The organism is Paenibacillus sp. FSL R5-0908 (assembly GCF_038006245.1).
Taxonomy (GTDB): domain Bacteria; phylum Bacillota; class Bacilli; order Paenibacillales; family Paenibacillaceae; genus Paenibacillus_AQ; species Paenibacillus_AQ odorifer.
In genome coordinates this window covers 789068-804230 of the sequence record NZ_JBBOUV010000001.1, presented here as the reverse complement: position 1 = coordinate 804230, position 15163 = coordinate 789068, and the positions used below count along the sequence as shown (strand labels likewise).

Below are 15163 nucleotides of genomic sequence, written 5' to 3'. Positions count from 1 at the left end.
CCTTATATAAGCTGTTAAAAATGTAATAGACATCTATAAAAAGTAATTAGTAAAATTTATGATTCGCTTATTCCTGCTATCGTGTTTGCAACATGCCCTTTTACCCGTACCTTCCGCCATTCTTCCACTAATATCCCCTGCTCATCAATCAGAAAAGTAGATCGCACAATTCCCATAAATTCTTTGCCATAAAGTTTCTTGAGCTGCCATACGCCGAACATTTCACTTACCTTATGATCCTCATCAGACAGCAGTGGAAAGGGCAGACTATGCTTCTCTGTAAATTTAGCGTGTGATGCCAAAGAGTCCGGACTAATGCCCAGAACAACCGCACCTACCGCCGTGATTTGATCAAAAGCATCACGAAATTCGCAGGCCTCCTGCGTGCAGGCTGGTGTCATATTTTTAGGGTAAAAATATAAGATGACCTTTCGGCCCAAGAAATCACTCAAACTAACCTCATGCCCATTGGAAGAGGGAAGGGTGAAATTGGGTACTTTTTGTCCAATAGCTACTTCGATCAAGATATATCCACTCCTTCTTAAGATTGGGGAATTATTCCTAAATTGCACGTATCCCCAAAAGAAATTATAATGTAGTCAACGTGAATGCGAAAGGAAGAACGAGAAATGCCACCTAGAAAGAAAAGGCACGCAAAGACTGGTAAGTCAAAAAAGAAACCGCTGCTTTGGACGCTGGCCATTATACTCCTCCTTATTATCGGTGGGGCCATTTTCTACATTACAACCATTTACAATGAGCTTGGTAGCATGTCGAATACTGAAGATTCACCTTTTCAAAATGCAGAGACCGTTGATGTCGACACCCCTGAGCCTCCTAAGTGGGAAGGTACAGAGCCTGTTAATATCCTATTAATGGGTGTAGATGCCCGAGGTGTGAAGAAAGGGGAAATCCCCCGTTCAGATACAATGCTCGTCGCTTCTCTTGACCCTGTGAAGAAGAAAATCAGTGTATTTTCAATACTGAGAGATACTTACGTTCCGATTCCAGATCATGGCGAAAAACGTATTAATACAGCGATTATTTATGGACCTAATACTGCGATGCAGACCGTCAGCGATCTGCTCGGTATCCCAATTCAATATTATGTCTACACGGACTTCCAAGGATTCATCAAGCTGGTTGATGCCGTTGGGGGTGTGGATTATGAAGTCGAAAAAGATATGGTCTACAAAACCGTTGCAGACGGTCCGGAATATGATATTGATCTGAAAAAAGGATATCAGCATCTTGACGGCAACATGGCGCTACAATATGTTCGCTTTCGGCATGACGCTACCTCCGATTTCACTCGAACCGAGCGCCAACGCGGTTTTCTCAAGGCTGTGGCTGATAAGCTGATCAGCACCACCTCCATTGTCAAGCTGCCAAATATCCTGTCGCAGGTTACGCCTTATATTGAAACCAATATGTCAGTTAATGATATGTGGAAGCTGGCAAGCGTAGGGTATAATAGCAGTATGGGTGGCAGCGAGCAAATTCCGCCAATGGATCTGCTCACCGAGGAGACTACAAGTGACGGATCACAGGTTATCGGAATTCGTAGCGAAAAGAAGCTAAAAGAATTTATACAGGATACCCTAAATGGTCCTGAGCCAACACCAACCCCTACATCGGAGAACACCTCCAATAGCAGTTCTGGCGGGACCAATTAAGGGCCTGACAAGCAAAGTTCACATGTACACAAAGCAGTGACTTGGTATAATACGGGCGGATAACGGAAAACACCGTTGTTCGCCCGTTCCCTTGAGCACCAACAATCGAAAGGATGATCACATTATGAATCGTTCCACATCTGAACAACTTTATCACGAAGCCCTCCAGCATATCGTTGGAGGTGTAAATAGCCCCTCCCGCTCCTTCAAAGCCGTTGGCGGCGGAGCACCTGTATTTATGAAACGCGCCAGTGGATCTCACTTCTGGGATGAAGACGGCAATGAATATATCGATTATCTCCAAGCCTATGGACCGATCATTACCGGCCATGCCCACCCTCATATTACCAAAGCAATTACTACAGCAGCAGAAAATGGTGTTCTTTACGGAACCCCAACCCAGCTCGAAATTAAACTTGCTAAAATGCTAAAAGAAGCCATTCCATCTATGGATAAAGTACGTTTCGTCAATTCCGGAACCGAAGCGGTTATGACAACGATTCGTGTAGCCCGTGCCTATACAAAACGCAGCAAAATCGTAAAATTCGCCGGCTGTTACCACGGCCACTCCGATCTGGTGCTCGTAGCAGCAGGATCCGGACCTTCTACACTTGGAATTCCAGACAGTGCCGGTGTTCCAAGCAGTATCGCCCAGGAAGTAATTACCGTTCCTTTTAATGATCTGGACAGCCTGAAAGAGGCGCTGGAGAAATGGGGCGAAGATGTCGCAGCTGTTATGGTTGAACCGATTGTAGGGAATTTCGGCATGGTGATGCCTAAGCCTGGTTTTCTCGAAGGACTTTGCAAGCTGGCTCACGATAATGGCTCCCTTGTTATTTATGACGAAGTCATTACTGCCTTCCGCTTCCATTATGGTTCTACACAAACCTATGCAGGGCTGGATAATCATGAGGACATTACTCCTGACCTTACTGCACTTGGCAAAATCATCGGTGGCGGCCTACCTATCGGCGCTTACGGCGGCCGCAAGCATGTTATGGAACAGGTAGCTCCACTTGGACCGGCATATCAAGCCGGCACAATGGCTGGTAATCCTGCGTCTATCTCTGCAGGGATTGCTTGTTTAGAGGTTCTGAGTGCAGAGGGTGTATACGAAGAAATGGATCGGCTTGCAATCCGCCTCGCCGATGGTCTTCAAGCATCTGCAGACCGTCATGGCATTCCACTGACAATCAACCGCATCCGTGGTTCGTTTTCCACTCATTTCTGTAATCATCCGGTTACGAATTATGATGAGGCTCAGGATACAGACGGCGAATTGTTCGCCAGCTTCTTCCGGCATATGCTGAACCGTGGCATTAACCTTGCCCCTTCGAAATACGAAGCTTGGTTCCTGACCACAGCACATACTGATGCAGATATCGATGCTACACTTATCGCAGCTGAAGAATCCTTCCGCGCTATGGCGGCTGAGAAATAAGAATGGATTATGAAACGCAGTACTCTATAAGCTGAATAACAGCTGCATAGATCAAGGCGTTGTCCCATATAACCGCAGAAGTTAACAGAGCAGCGATTCTCCTTTATTGGAGGATCGCTGCTCTGCATTTATACTCATCCACGGCCTGCATTTGTAGCTTGTGGCAAGCTTAAGCCAGCCGATCTCAAGCGTCAATTTCTATATGCTGCGTAACAGGTGTCGCCGGACATTCTCTGTGTTTAGTACAAGGGTTAGGGAGCTTCGATAGATAATTAGGGAAATTGTACCTTAAATTCAGGGATTTCTGGTCATTAAACTAATAATTAGGGAAATCCTCCCTATAATTTAGCTAATTTAGTGGAAAACAAGGAACTTACCCCGTTTTTTAGGGAGAAAATCCCTAATTCTGTTCATTTACAGAGAATATAGGTTATTTTCAGGGAGTTTTTCCCTAATAACTCTGTAGCTCACACCGCAAAAAGCTCAAATACACTTTATCTACGGATTTCATCCGCTAACAGCGTTTGAAAATCCAAATATTCTACTGCTCTCAAGTAAAATCCACCTGCTTGTCCAACGTAATCTCAGTCATTAACGGTCTTAACATTTGCTCGCTCCCGGGGACCAGTGAAAACTCTACACCCTCCAGATGCTCCGGCAGCGTTGGGGCGACCAAGAATTGCATTTGTGTATGCGCTCCACCTCCATGACCACCATGCGGCTGCACTTCATATTCATTCTCACCCGCCACTTCAAGCGTTAAAGCCGTTCGAAGATGAATATGTCCTACAGCCTCTTTTAAATATTTAATTTCCACAGTAACTATGCTGAAGGCTTCATACTGCATAGCATGCGTAAGTATATACTCGCATTCTTCAACGACCGTCCGCTTTACAATCGGAAGCACTCCCAGCAATAAACCAGGCTCTTCCCAATATTGTCTTCTGGGTACAGCTTCATTCAGAAGGTGCAAATGCTGCACAATCTGAGTAGTGTTCATCTCGAATCTAGTTGCCCATTCCTCAAGTAGCTTACTATCAGGGGATAATCGTTTCTTGCCTGTTATAGCTTTACGTTCCTGAATCAGACTCAAAATCTGCTCATCAATCTTTTTAACCTCATCATTATATTCGTTGGCGAATCCTCTAATTGGCATTCTGCTCCAGTTCATTTAACGCCCTCCTCTTATTACTAATTTAAATCCATTAATTGTAAGGGTACATCCTTTCGATTAATTTGTAAAATATTTGAAATATCACAGTCTTGCCGATAGGTAAAAAAAAGCGACCCTCAGCTTTACGCTGTAAGGTCGCCCGCTTTTTAATTCAGAGTTACTCTCCTACTCATATAAGTTCCGGATCTCCACGCCCTGAGGCAGCTTAAACGGATTCTCCTTGTTAATTCGGTCATAGAACATAATCCCATCGAGATGGTCTATTTCATGCTGGATGATGATAGCTTGGTAGCCCTTAAATTTAAGGACAACCTCCTTGCCCTCCAGATCATAACCCTTCACCTTCACGGTTTCATACCGGGGTACAAAGCCATGCACGGGACGATCAACGGACAGACAGCCCTCGCTTTCTGGTAAGTACACCATAGACAGGGAGTGGCTTATGATCTTAGGGTTAACCCAAGCATGCTCTACAGCCCGCCCTCTCTCGTCTGTAAGATACATCGCGAACATACGCTTCTCCAGTCCGATTTGATTCGCCGACAGACCTACGCCAGAGCGCAGTTTGTATTCTTCGGAAATCTCCGGGTCCTGACTGTTCTTCAAAAATTGAAGCATACATTGCAAAGCCTCACGATCTTCTGCCTGTAATGGAAGCTCCACTGGTTGTGCTACGGTACGAAGTACGGGATGGCCCTCCCGCACTATATCATCCATGGTGATGACATATTCAGCATTATATTTTGAACTAGACAATATTCCATCCACCTTTTCCTTACGGGCATAATTTAATTTCTTATGATGTATAGTATGCAGCTTTATGGATTTATGAAAGCAGTTCGCAGTTTGCTGCTGTAATTAACATCGAATCCAAGTCCTGTCGCCAAAGCGGCAAGGGGTAAGTAGGTTTTATCCTCCTTGCCTACCTTTTGCAGAAAAGCTGGAGTATCAATAGCCACGTTCTCTCCATTTACCTTAATAAATTTCGAGCCAATGGTGATCACAACGGTTCTTCCGCCATACACGATGGTAGCGCTGGAGGTTTTGTTATCCCACTTCCCGCTTGCACCCACGGCATTTAGAATATCTTTCAGCGCCAAAAAGTTCTGGCCATTTTTAAGGATAGGCTTATTGGGTGTATTCAACTCCACGCCCTTCACTACAATCGACATCGGTACCGATGCAGTAGCCATTGTAGCTACAGTAGGAACGCGATACTCTCCCCATTGTAACTCCGCAAAGACCTTAGCAATAGTCTCGTACCCAAGCTGCGTCGGGTGAAAATCAGTTTGCCCTGCTCCAATAATATGTGTCAGCGAGCCTTCTACCCCGGCAAACTTTGCCGCAACATGAGCTACAAGCACCTTCGCTCCCTCTTGGTTCACGCTTGCAGCTACACTATCCGCTGCTTCCGTAAATTTGCCCGCAGCCGTCATTAATCTGTTGTACATTTGACCAAGCGCGACCTTAGGGGCAGGTTGATATTGATCGGCCAGTATAATCGTCGTTTGCGGACTTACCGCACGAATATTCTCCAGCACTGCCTTCACATTTGTTTGATAATCCGCTAGCCGCTGGTCCAACTGTGTTTGGAAATCCGCATCCGTCAGCTCCTTGAACTGCAAGAACAGACTGCTTACATCATTCCCACCAATCGTAATGGTAATCAGATCAGCTTCCTTAAGCTCTGCTGCGATCTGTGGAGTTAGCTTCACGAACTGCTCTATTCGTGGATCTGGGAGACCTGCCTGAACTCCTTCAGCAGTAATCACTGAACCATCCTTGATTGCTCCTGTGTAATTACGTAACCCGGCCGTAGTCAGCCCTAGAATACCATAATTAGTAAGTGTACTTCTGCCATGATACCAGCCCTGCTCAAGCAATCTCTCCGCATAGCCGTATGGCTTGATATTCACGTCCGTCATTCCTGGCTCGTAGCCAGCAGTAATGGAATCACCTAGAGCTACGATGCGAAAGACATCCTGCCCAGAGTCTTGTATTGCAGTCGTGTCAGCCGCATTTGCCGTGCCTGCTCCTACGCTAATCAGCGCAGATAACAAAAGCAGGCTGCTTATGCCAGCTGCCCAAATTTTTTTCCAATTGCCTAGCATCGTATCCCTCCCAAATTGTTCTAATTCCATTCTACCATCCCAGGGTAGCAACGCAAAAGAGCGGCCTCCTATATTCAGGAAACCGCCCCTCGCAAATCTCACTGGCTATTATTTGTCTGAATCTTCATCTGACTCTAACTTCTGCCCTGCACGCTCCAGATATTTATCATAACGGTCATCCAGCTCATATCCAATCTTACGATAACGCAATGTTTCTTCCACAATAGGATCGAGCGTAGTCTGAATACGAATTTCATATTTAGGTGAGATTTCCCGGATTTCCTTAGCCGTACGATCGCCTTGTTCCATCTCTCCATCTACCAACATTTCGCTCAGCTTGCGTTCCAAATCATCCTTCTCACTCATGCTGTATCGTCCTCCCTAAAGCTTATATCCTGTTGCTTCAGCATTCTTCAGTGACGAAACCAAATATTCGTGAATGTGGCCATTACTTGCTACTACATGGCGTGTACCAATATCATATGAACGTCCTAAGGTATCCGTAATCTTGCCTCCTGATTCAAGTACAAGCAGTACTCCTGCTGCACAGTCCCAAGGGCTTAAGCCCACTTCCCAATAGCCATCTACCCGGCCTGCCGCCACATAAGCTAGATGTAGAGCAGCCGCGCCTCCGGCACGAATACCACGAATCTGCGGAAGAATACTTTGCAGTCCGGCCATATTCACAGGTTGTGCAAACTCACGATCCGGCGGAAAGCCCATAGCGATCAGGCTGTCCCCAAAATCAGTCTCCGTAGAAACCGAGGTAGGAACACCGTGCATGTAAGCTCCCTTTCCTTTTTCAGCGACGAACATTTCATCACGAGTCGGATCATAAATAACGCCTACTGTTAGTTCACCGCGAATCACCAATGCTATGGAGACACAGTAAAAAGGAAATCCGTGTACGAAATTAGTCGTACCATCTACAGGATCTACAATCCACAAATATTCATGCTCACGAGCTTCTTCCAATGCAGCGGTAGCCGCTGCTGCTCCCGGGGAAACCCCTTCTTCCCCGAGAATGGCATGGTCGGGAAAATGTGTCAGGATCAGCCTGCGAATCATTTGCTCAACGCCTTTATCAACTTCCGTAACCAGATCTTGTGCTGAAGTCTTTGTATTCAGCTCCTTCACTAGACCCTGTCTGCTCTTTATCCATTCTCCTGCTTTGGCAGCCGCATTAATGGCCACCGCCGTATGTCCCTTGCTTGTTACTACATAGGGTTCACGTTCATTCTTACCCTCTGGATTTAAAGGACTCATATCTTCACTCCACTTTCTTGAACATAATCGCCAATGGCTTTAATTCTAAAGCAATCCTATTCACAATACCGTGCAATACGTCAAAACGTTCCCCAAGTTCCCAAAGTTCCGCCAAAAGAGGACCCCATTCTCACCTGCGAGCATAAATGCCCTAGGTCCATATAAAGACGATAAGCGATTAAAGTTTCATTCAACGTACCCTATTTCAAGTTACATATCAAGTCATGATAGGACCCGTATTCGGGACCTATCTCCTTATTTTCATTGTTTAAGGTTCAATATTCACGCTTGCCCCATTTAATAAGGAAATTCCGTTACCAGCCTCAGCCAGCTCCTTCATAGCCTCCATCAATCCAAATAACGCGCCATCTTTTAGTTTCGCCTCAATCATAACATCGACAGCAGGCGTATCTGCGGCGATACGTTTCAGAAAAGCCAGCAAAGGCGCAGGTTCCACGCCATCCGCATGGCTGCGCGGATCAGACGGGCTGCGCGGACTGGAAACATGAATCTTAGGCGGCAAAAGCTCTCCCGAAGGAACATCCTTCTGTGCTAGCTCACTTCGCCATGTCTGCAAAATGTCAGGCCACAGCTCCCAAGGGAGCTCTCCTTCATTATTCACCCATTGGTGGTGAATATCCAGCACCATCGGTAATCCTACGCTCTGACTGACTGCCAGTGTCTCCGGAGCTGTAAATGTCTTATCGTCATTCTCCAGCGTTATACGCTCCTGCAGCGCTGACGGCAGCGCGCGGAAATGCTCCTCGAATCGCTTCGCCGCTACAGGCTTGTCCCCATAAGCTCCGCCAATATGGATATTGTTCTTCGCCATGGCAGGAAGCCCCATAGCAACCAGCATGTCCACATGGTACTGCAAATCCCGTACGGAGTTTATCAGCACCTCCGGACGGGGTGTACTAAGTACTGTAAAGTGATCTGGATGAAAAGAAACACGCAGCCCGTGCTTTTTCACATATTGGCCCACTTCCGCAAATTCCTCGGCGAGCGCCGCAAACGGATTCCAGTCCTGCAAATCCGGATGCGTCGCCAGAGGAATGATTTTGGAAGTGAGGCGGTACACCATGATGTCCGAAGCCACATTATGCTTCATCAACCGCAGCGTATTATGCAGATTCATTCTAGCGATGTTCTCCAAACGCCGAAGTGCCGCTTCACGGTCATCCAGCTTCTTAAAAGAGGCCATCGTCATTGTCTTAGATGGGGAGCAGTCTTTGATAACGGTGGACATCGCTACATATCCGAAGCGGACAATCATCCCTGTGCTCCAAAAAACATTTCCTCAGCTAAAGCCGTCTGCACTCTGGACTCTTCTTCATTCAGCTTACGCACAAGCTCCATCTCTACCGCGGTAACCTCATGTCCTTGAAAATTAATCTCTGCAATCGAGGCTGAAATTTTGACAATGGCTACAGCTACGTTCTCAGGGGTGTAAGCAATGACCTTTTGACCCGTTGGATACACACGAAAGCCTTGCTTCACCATTTTGGTGCGCCCATATTCCAGCAGCTCGTACAGCTCTTGTTCACTCTTGAATTTGCAGACGGAGTTGAATTCTGTTTGAAAACCCATGTTTCTTCTCTCCTTCCAGTCGGGATATTCCCGCTATAGCTTCTATTACTCGTTGTCGTACTTAAGACCTTGTTTAAAATTATAGCGCTCCAAGGCTAACTCAATCATTCGGTCTAACAGAGCTCTATAAGATACACCCGTCTCACGCCACAATAGCGGATACATGCTGTAAGGAGTGAAACCAGGCATCGTGTTCACTTCGTTAATTAAAATTTTACCATCCGATTTCCGCAAGAAGAAGTCTGCCCGGGTAATTCCACTGCCCTCAATCGCTCGAAAAGCAACTATCGCGGACTCCCGCAAACGATCGGCCACTTCAGAATCCACTGGTGCAGGAATCATCATTTGCGATTTGCCGTCCGTATATTTGGCTGCGTAATCATAATATTCACCAGAAGAAACGATTTCACCCGGAACAGAGGCTTCTGGTTCATCATTTCCAAGCACGCCAACCTCTACCTCACGCGCATCCACAAACTCCTCAATAATAACTTTGGTATCATAGCGGAAAGCAAAATCAATGGCTTTTACAAGACTATCCTTATCTGCAGCCTTAGAAATACCTACACTTGAGCCTAGATTGGCAGGCTTCACGAATACCGGATACCCCAGTTTATCCTCTACACCAACAATCAACTCATGACGTTTTCTTTTCCAAGCGCTGATGTTGAAATAACAAAACTCGCATTGATCCAGACCGGCATCAGCGAACAGCTTCTTCATGACCACCTTATCCATACCTGCCGAAGAGGCAAGAACACCAGCACCGATGTAAGGAATATTCGCCATTTCGAACAACCCTTGAATCGTTCCGTCCTCACCATACGTGCCGTGCAGCAGCGGGAACATTACGTCCACCGTTTGGTCAGCACCGGATAATCCACTAAATACCACGTTCAGGGCTGTGCCCATATCTTCGGTCGCTTCTGCAAGCTTGAGCTGCTCCACATGGCTGTAAGGCGCTGATAACTTCTCTCCAACCTTCCACAATCCCTGTTTTGAAATGTAAAAAGGTATAATCTCATATTTATCATAATCAAATGAGTTCATCACGGCAAAAGCCGTCTGTAGCGATACCTCATGTTCTCCTGATTTGCCCCCGTACACTAGCCCTACGGTTAGTTTTGCGTTCCCCATTCCCTTAACCTCTTTCTGTACTATAAGTAGTCGTTAATATGAAAAAAACGGTATTTCGTTTGATCAGTCCATGCGTAGGAATCACGATAGTCCCAATAGCGATGACGGCTGCTAACGGTACGTGCATTCACAAGCGGCATACCTCCTGCATCAAAAGCTGTGACGATTGTGCTGTGCTGATACTGCCCGTTGCCATCCCAGTCATATTGAATGATATCGCCCAGCATCAATTGCTCCGGCCGCTCCATGACTTCCGCACGCAAGCCACTGCTCCGACTTCCGCTCAAATAGCGTTGCAGACTGTCTGATACAGCCCAGCTATAGCTCCACCATTCTTGTTTGCCTTGGTAACCTTTGTACCACCAGCCCGTTTCTCTTTTACCAGTATAGTTGATAGGTGCCCCCCCTGCAAAGAGACATTGGGAGACATAATTTGTGCAGTCCACCTCGAAGGTTTCGAACTCCGGATTGCCGTCTTTCCACCAGCGGTCGGCATACGCCACAGCTTCTTCACGGTTATAACGAACCTCTCTTGAACCCGCAATTTCTCCGAGAACATTCCGGTTTAGCAGGGGCTGTGATGGCAGCGGTGCCGGCAAAGCCTCTCCCCATTTGGATAGTCTGCCCGATAGCTCTACCTCTGCCCGATGAACCGTATTTCTTTCAGGAACACTTCGTTCCACACCAGCAATCTCCCAGCCCCCACCGTCCCGCACAAAGGTCAGCCGCTCCAGCTCGATAATATCCTCGCGGTGGTTAACGCCGCCTTTTTCATAATAAAGCGCACTATGCAGTGTAACCTCTGCTACTACCTCGGTCGGAGTCTGCCGGACGGTCCGCAAAGTCTTAACCCCTGTCTCTCCGCGCAAAGGAGTTATCCCACGTTCTTTATACCACTCAGCAAGACGTCTTGAACGCTCCCCTTGTTCTACCAGAAAACGCGGATCCTTAACGGACACGGAAACGGTATGCGATGATGACTTAGGCTCCACCCTGGCCTTATTCACTTGATCAACATATACATAAAGACTTTGCTTCCATTGTTGTTCCATTATACTCGCGCCCCTTCTTTCCCTTTTAACTGCTGTTCTATGTATATGAAAGGAAACAGGCCGCTATACAGATCGGTTGAATAGTTAAGGATGTTTCAAGCAAAATCTCTACCCCCAAGTACGACATCTCAATCAAACATCGACAACGAGGACCTTATCACCTAATGACTGAGGAAGAGAAATTCAGTGTGTATTTCGCCTAATAAATAAGTAAAACCAAGGATTCCGGTGAATTCCTTCGTATGATCTCCTTTTCATGGCTTTTTTTGAGGTAAAAAGAATATCCCGAAACGATACAATATAACAATGAAAGGGTAGCTTGGCATTTTCTCAGGCATAATTCGGGCTTTAGATGTAGGAAAAAAAACTTTACTCCCCACTTTGTAACCGTTATAATTAAGCTAGAAGCAATTTGAAATTGGGTTTCATTAGACGAAACAAGGAGGCGCATATATGCCAAGCAAGGATCATTTTTCATTGGCTCGGACCCTGGAATCAGGCGGCAAATCTTATCGCTATTATGATCTGAAGTCCCTTGAGGAACAAGGATTGGGCTCTATTTCTTCCCTGCCTTTTTCGATTAAAGTCCTACTAGAGGCTGCTGTACGTCAGTTTGACGGACGGGCAATTACTGAAGAACATGTGAAACAACTGGCCGATTGGTCAGGTGACATTGACCGTAATAAAGAAATTCCATTTATCCCTGCTCGTATCGTACTTCAGGATTTCACCGGAGTTCCGGTAGTCGTGGATCTCGCAGCTATGCGTGATACTGTTAAAAAAGCCGGAGGAGATCCTAAACAGATCAATCCGCTTGTCCCGGTTGACCTTGTAATTGACCACTCTGTCATGGTTGATGCTTTCGGTACAGCAGACGCCTTGGAATACAATATGAACGTTGAGTTCGAACGCAACGAGGAGCGTTACCGTTTCCTTCGTTGGGCACAGACAGCTTTTAACAACTTCCGTGCAGTTCCACCAGCAACAGGTATCGTGCACCAGGTAAATCTAGAGTATTTAGCTTCTGTTGCCACTACTAAAACTATCGATGGTGAAACTGTCGTTTATCCAGATTCTCTTGTAGGAACGGATTCCCATACCACGATGATCAATGGTCTTGGTGTTGTGGGCTGGGGTGTAGGCGGTATTGAGGCTGAAGCAGGAATGCTTGGACAACCGCTCTATTTTGTTACACCTGATGTAGTGGGCTTCAAGCTTACAGGCAGCCTTATCGAAGGAGCTACAGCAACGGATTTGGCATTGACAGTAACTGAAATGTTGCGTAAAAAGGGCGTAGTCGGCAAATTCGTCGAATTCTACGGACCTGGTCTTGCTAACATCAGTCTGGCTGACCGGGCAACTGTTGCCAACATGGCGCCAGAATACGGAGCAACTATCGGTTTCTTCCCTGTAGATGACGAGACACTCGCTTATCTTCGCAGCACGGGTCGTCCGGATGATCTGGTAGCGTTGGTTGAATCTTATTACAAAGCACAAGGGATGTTCCGTACCTCGGATACGCCAGACCCTGAGTTCAGCGATGTGATTGAGCTTGACTTAGCTTCTGTCGTTCCTAGCTTGGCTGGACCAAAACGTCCGCAAGACCGGATCGAACTTACGCATATGAAGGAAAATTTCGAAGGTATTATCCGTACACCTGTAGACAAAGGCGGTTATGGTCTCAGCGATGAGAAAATCGCTCAAGTCGTAGAAGTACAACACAAAAATGATACTACTAGCAAGCTCAGCACAGGCGCAGTCGTAATCGCAGCTATTACTAGCTGTACGAATACTTCCAACCCTAGCGTTATGCTTGGAGCAGGTCTTTTGGCGAAAAAAGCTGTGGAACGCGGCCTGACCAAACCAGCTTACGTTAAGAGCAGCTTGACTCCAGGATCCTTGGTCGTTACTGAATACCTGCAAAAAGCAGACTTGCTGAAGCCGCTCGAAGCACTGGGCTTCTACTTGGCTGGTTATGGCTGTGCCACTTGTATCGGTAACTCCGGTCCATTGCCTGAAGAAGTTAGTCAAGCCATTACTGATAATGACATGACCGTAGCCGCAGTCATCTCCGGTAACCGGAACTTTGAAGGCCGCGTACATGCTCAGGTAAAAGCAAACTACTTGGCTTCACCGCCGCTCGTAGTTGCTTACGCACTGGCTGGTACAGTAAATATCGATTTGCAGACTGAGCCACTTGGATTTGATCCACAAGGTGAGCCAGTATTCCTGAAAGATATCTGGCCAACCACTGCTGAAATTCGTGAAGCCATTGGTCTCTCCCTTAGTCCGGAGATGTTCCGTAGCAAATACGAAAATGTATTCACCGCTAACGAACGTTGGAATTCGATTCCTGTTCCGCAAGGCGAACTGTATGAGTGGGATGATAATTCCACGTACATCCAGAATCCGCCATTCTTCGAACATCTGGCAGACGGTCTGGGAGACATCAAGGATATCAAAGATGCACGCGTTCTAGCGCTGCTTGCTGATTCCGTGACAACCGACCATATCTCACCAGCGGGTAATATCTCTACCTCTGGTCCTGCTGGCGAATATTTGCGCGATCATGGTGTAGAACGTGCAGACTTCAACTCCTACGGCTCACGCCGCGGAAACCACGAAGTCATGATGCGCGGTACGTTCGCTAACATTCGGATTCGTAACGCAGTAGCTCCTGGTACAGAAGGCGGCGTTACTACCTTCTTGCCAAGCGACGAGGTTATGTCCATCTATGATGCTTCCATGCTCTATCAGGATGCTGGACAAAATCTGATCGTCATCGCTGGTAAGGAGTACGGTACAGGAAGCTCACGTGACTGGGCAGCTAAGGGTACGCTTCTGCTTGGCGTTAAAGCAGTTATCGCTGAAAGCTTTGAGCGGATTCACCGCAGCAATCTGGTCGGTATGGGTGTACTCCCACTTCAATTCCAAGAAGGCCACGGCTGGAGCAGCTTGGGACTGACCGGACGCGAGACCTTCAACATTACTGGTCTCGATAACAACGTGGCACCAAGTCAAGAGCTAACTGTCACGGCTACCCGTGAAGACGGCACACAATTTGATTTCCCTGTCATTGCAAGACTCGACAGCACAGTCGATATTGATTACTATCGCAACGGCGGTATCCTGCAGACTGTTCTTCGCCAGATGCTGGCAGATGCTACAGACTCTTCCGCGGTGTCGGTAGAATAGATTTAAAGTAACTTAAAAAGGGACTGTTTCACGGCCATGCGTGGCTGTGAGCAGTCCCTTTTTTATGGGGTGGTTCCAGCAGCCAATTTGTGGCGGGTGGGCTGCCTCTGACTGTTGAACGTTCACTATTGTTGCGTGAGCCTCAGGGGACGCCTAGGATTCCAGCGCGTTCGGACTCAGATGACACTATACGCTCGATTATCCGACTTTTGGCGTGCGATCGGACTCCATAGTCGCTATTGGCATAAAAAACACGCTAAAGGTGCTCGTTTGGGTTGAATAGCTGCACTGGGGTCCGAAACTCTGCCAAACTGGCTTTAAATTTGCAAATAACGTCCCCTGAGTCCGCACGCCTCAAGGGACGCTTAGGATTCAGCGCTATCGGACCCAGATGACCCTATACGCTCGATTATCCGACTTTTGGCGTGCGATCGGACTCCATAGTCGCTATTGGCATGAAAAACGCGCTAAAGGTGCTCGGTTTAGTCGAATAGCTGCAATGGGGTCCGAAGCTATGCCAA

At 47.0% G+C, this 15163-nt stretch carries 13 protein-coding genes; 3 read left to right on the top strand and 10 right to left on the bottom strand.

What is annotated here, in order from left to right; genetic code table 11:
- Positions 1 to 56 precede the first annotated feature (56 nt).
- Positions 57 to 524 (bottom strand): thioredoxin-dependent thiol peroxidase, encoded by a 468-nt coding sequence (gene bcp, locus MKZ09_RS03695; RefSeq protein ID WP_076186308.1) that lies wholly within the window; start codon positions 522 to 524, stop codon positions 57 to 59.
- 105 nt (positions 525 to 629) lie between these two features.
- On the opposite strand from bcp, the gene MKZ09_RS03690 reads away from it, so the two are divergent.
- Both MKZ09_RS03690 and MKZ09_RS03685 read left to right on the top strand, forming a co-directional pair.
- Positions 630 to 1676: an LCP family protein gene (locus MKZ09_RS03690; protein ID WP_036679863.1), complete on the top strand. Its 1047-nt coding sequence runs from the start codon at positions 630 to 632 to the stop codon at positions 1674 to 1676.
- Positions 1677 to 1800: 124 nt separating this feature from the next.
- On the top strand, positions 1801 to 3117 hold the full coding sequence (locus MKZ09_RS03685; RefSeq protein WP_076207520.1) for a glutamate-1-semialdehyde 2,1-aminomutase: 1317 nt from the start codon (positions 1801 to 1803) through the stop codon (positions 3115 to 3117).
- Between the two features lie 550 nt (positions 3118 to 3667).
- Here the strand turns inward: MKZ09_RS03685 and MKZ09_RS03680 are convergent.
- From MKZ09_RS03680 to MKZ09_RS03640, 9 genes are all read right to left on the bottom strand, one after another.
- A complete protein-coding gene (locus tag MKZ09_RS03680) occupies positions 3668 to 4288 on the bottom strand; it encodes a hypothetical protein (protein WP_076106047.1) in 621 nt (206 codons plus the stop codon).
- Positions 4289 to 4456: 168 nt separating this feature from the next.
- A complete protein-coding gene (def, locus tag MKZ09_RS03675) occupies positions 4457 to 5008 on the bottom strand; it encodes a peptide deformylase (RefSeq protein WP_036679906.1) in 552 nt (183 codons plus the stop codon).
- 101 nt (positions 5009 to 5109) lie between these two features.
- Entirely contained in the window at positions 5110 to 6402 is a 1293-nt protein-coding gene (locus tag MKZ09_RS03670) for a stalk domain-containing protein (protein WP_076138435.1), read from the bottom strand.
- A gap of 108 nt (positions 6403 to 6510) precedes the next feature.
- Positions 6511 to 6768 carry a hypothetical protein gene (locus MKZ09_RS03665; RefSeq protein WP_036679858.1) on the bottom strand — a complete coding sequence of 86 codons (258 nt, stop codon included), beginning with the start codon at positions 6766 to 6768 and terminating at the stop codon, positions 6511 to 6513.
- Between the two features lie 15 nt (positions 6769 to 6783).
- Positions 6784 to 7668: an inositol monophosphatase family protein gene (locus MKZ09_RS03660; RefSeq protein WP_036679857.1), complete on the bottom strand. Its 885-nt coding sequence runs from the start codon at positions 7666 to 7668 to the stop codon at positions 6784 to 6786.
- A gap of 268 nt (positions 7669 to 7936) precedes the next feature.
- On the bottom strand, positions 7937 to 8944 hold the full coding sequence (gene uvsE / locus MKZ09_RS03655) for a UV DNA damage repair endonuclease UvsE (RefSeq protein ID WP_076138420.1): 1008 nt from the start codon (positions 8942 to 8944) through the stop codon (positions 7937 to 7939).
- A complete protein-coding gene (locus tag MKZ09_RS03650; RefSeq protein WP_036679853.1) occupies positions 8941 to 9258 on the bottom strand; it encodes a hypothetical protein in 318 nt (105 codons plus the stop codon). The genes uvsE and MKZ09_RS03650 overlap by 4 nt, the downstream gene beginning before the upstream one ends.
- 45 nt (positions 9259 to 9303) lie before the next feature.
- A complete protein-coding gene (locus MKZ09_RS03645; protein WP_076138419.1) occupies positions 9304 to 10395 on the bottom strand; it encodes a D-alanine--D-alanine ligase in 1092 nt (363 codons plus the stop codon).
- Positions 10396 to 10415: 20 nt separating this feature from the next.
- Positions 10416 to 11447 (bottom strand): amidase domain-containing protein, encoded by a 1032-nt coding sequence (locus tag MKZ09_RS03640; RefSeq protein ID WP_080742388.1) that lies wholly within the window; start codon positions 11445 to 11447, stop codon positions 10416 to 10418.
- Between the two features lie 453 nt (positions 11448 to 11900).
- Between MKZ09_RS03640 and acnA the strand changes: the two genes are divergently transcribed.
- The gene (gene acnA, locus MKZ09_RS03635) at positions 11901 to 14642 is read left to right on the top strand and encodes an aconitate hydratase AcnA (protein ID WP_038568617.1); all 2742 of its coding nucleotides are present in this window, start codon (positions 11901 to 11903) and stop codon (positions 14640 to 14642) included.
- Positions 14643 to 15163: the final 521 nt, after the last annotated feature.

Coding starts and splice junctions, on each gene's coding strand:
- MKZ09_RS03690 (WP_036679863.1), top strand. CDS start 630: ATGCCACCTAGAAAGAAAAGGCACGCAAAGACTGGTAAGTCAAAAAAG.
- MKZ09_RS03685 (WP_076207520.1), top strand. CDS start 1,801: ATGAATCGTTCCACATCTGAACAACTTTATCACGAAGCCCTCCAGCAT.
- MKZ09_RS03680 (WP_076106047.1), bottom strand. CDS start 4,288: ATGAACTGGAGCAGAATGCCAATTAGAGGATTCGCCAACGAATATAAT.
- def (WP_036679906.1), bottom strand. CDS start 5,008: ATGGATGATATAGTGCGGGAGGGCCATCCCGTACTTCGTACCGTAGCA.
- MKZ09_RS03670 (WP_076138435.1), bottom strand. CDS start 6,402: ATGCTAGGCAATTGGAAAAAAATTTGGGCAGCTGGCATAAGCAGCCTG.
- MKZ09_RS03665 (WP_036679858.1), bottom strand. CDS start 6,768: ATGAGTGAGAAGGATGATTTGGAACGCAAGCTGAGCGAAATGTTGGTA.
- MKZ09_RS03660 (WP_036679857.1), bottom strand. CDS start 7,668: ATGAGTCCTTTAAATCCAGAGGGTAAGAATGAACGTGAACCCTATGTA.
- uvsE (WP_076138420.1), bottom strand. CDS start 8,944: ATGATTGTCCGCTTCGGATATGTAGCGATGTCCACCGTTATCAAAGAC.
- MKZ09_RS03650 (WP_036679853.1), bottom strand. CDS start 9,258: ATGGGTTTTCAAACAGAATTCAACTCCGTCTGCAAATTCAAGAGTGAA.
- MKZ09_RS03645 (WP_076138419.1), bottom strand. CDS start 10,395: ATGGGGAACGCAAAACTAACCGTAGGGCTAGTGTACGGGGGCAAATCA.
- MKZ09_RS03640 (WP_080742388.1), bottom strand. CDS start 11,447: ATGGAACAACAATGGAAGCAAAGTCTTTATGTATATGTTGATCAAGTG.
- acnA (WP_038568617.1), top strand. CDS start 11,901: ATGCCAAGCAAGGATCATTTTTCATTGGCTCGGACCCTGGAATCAGGC.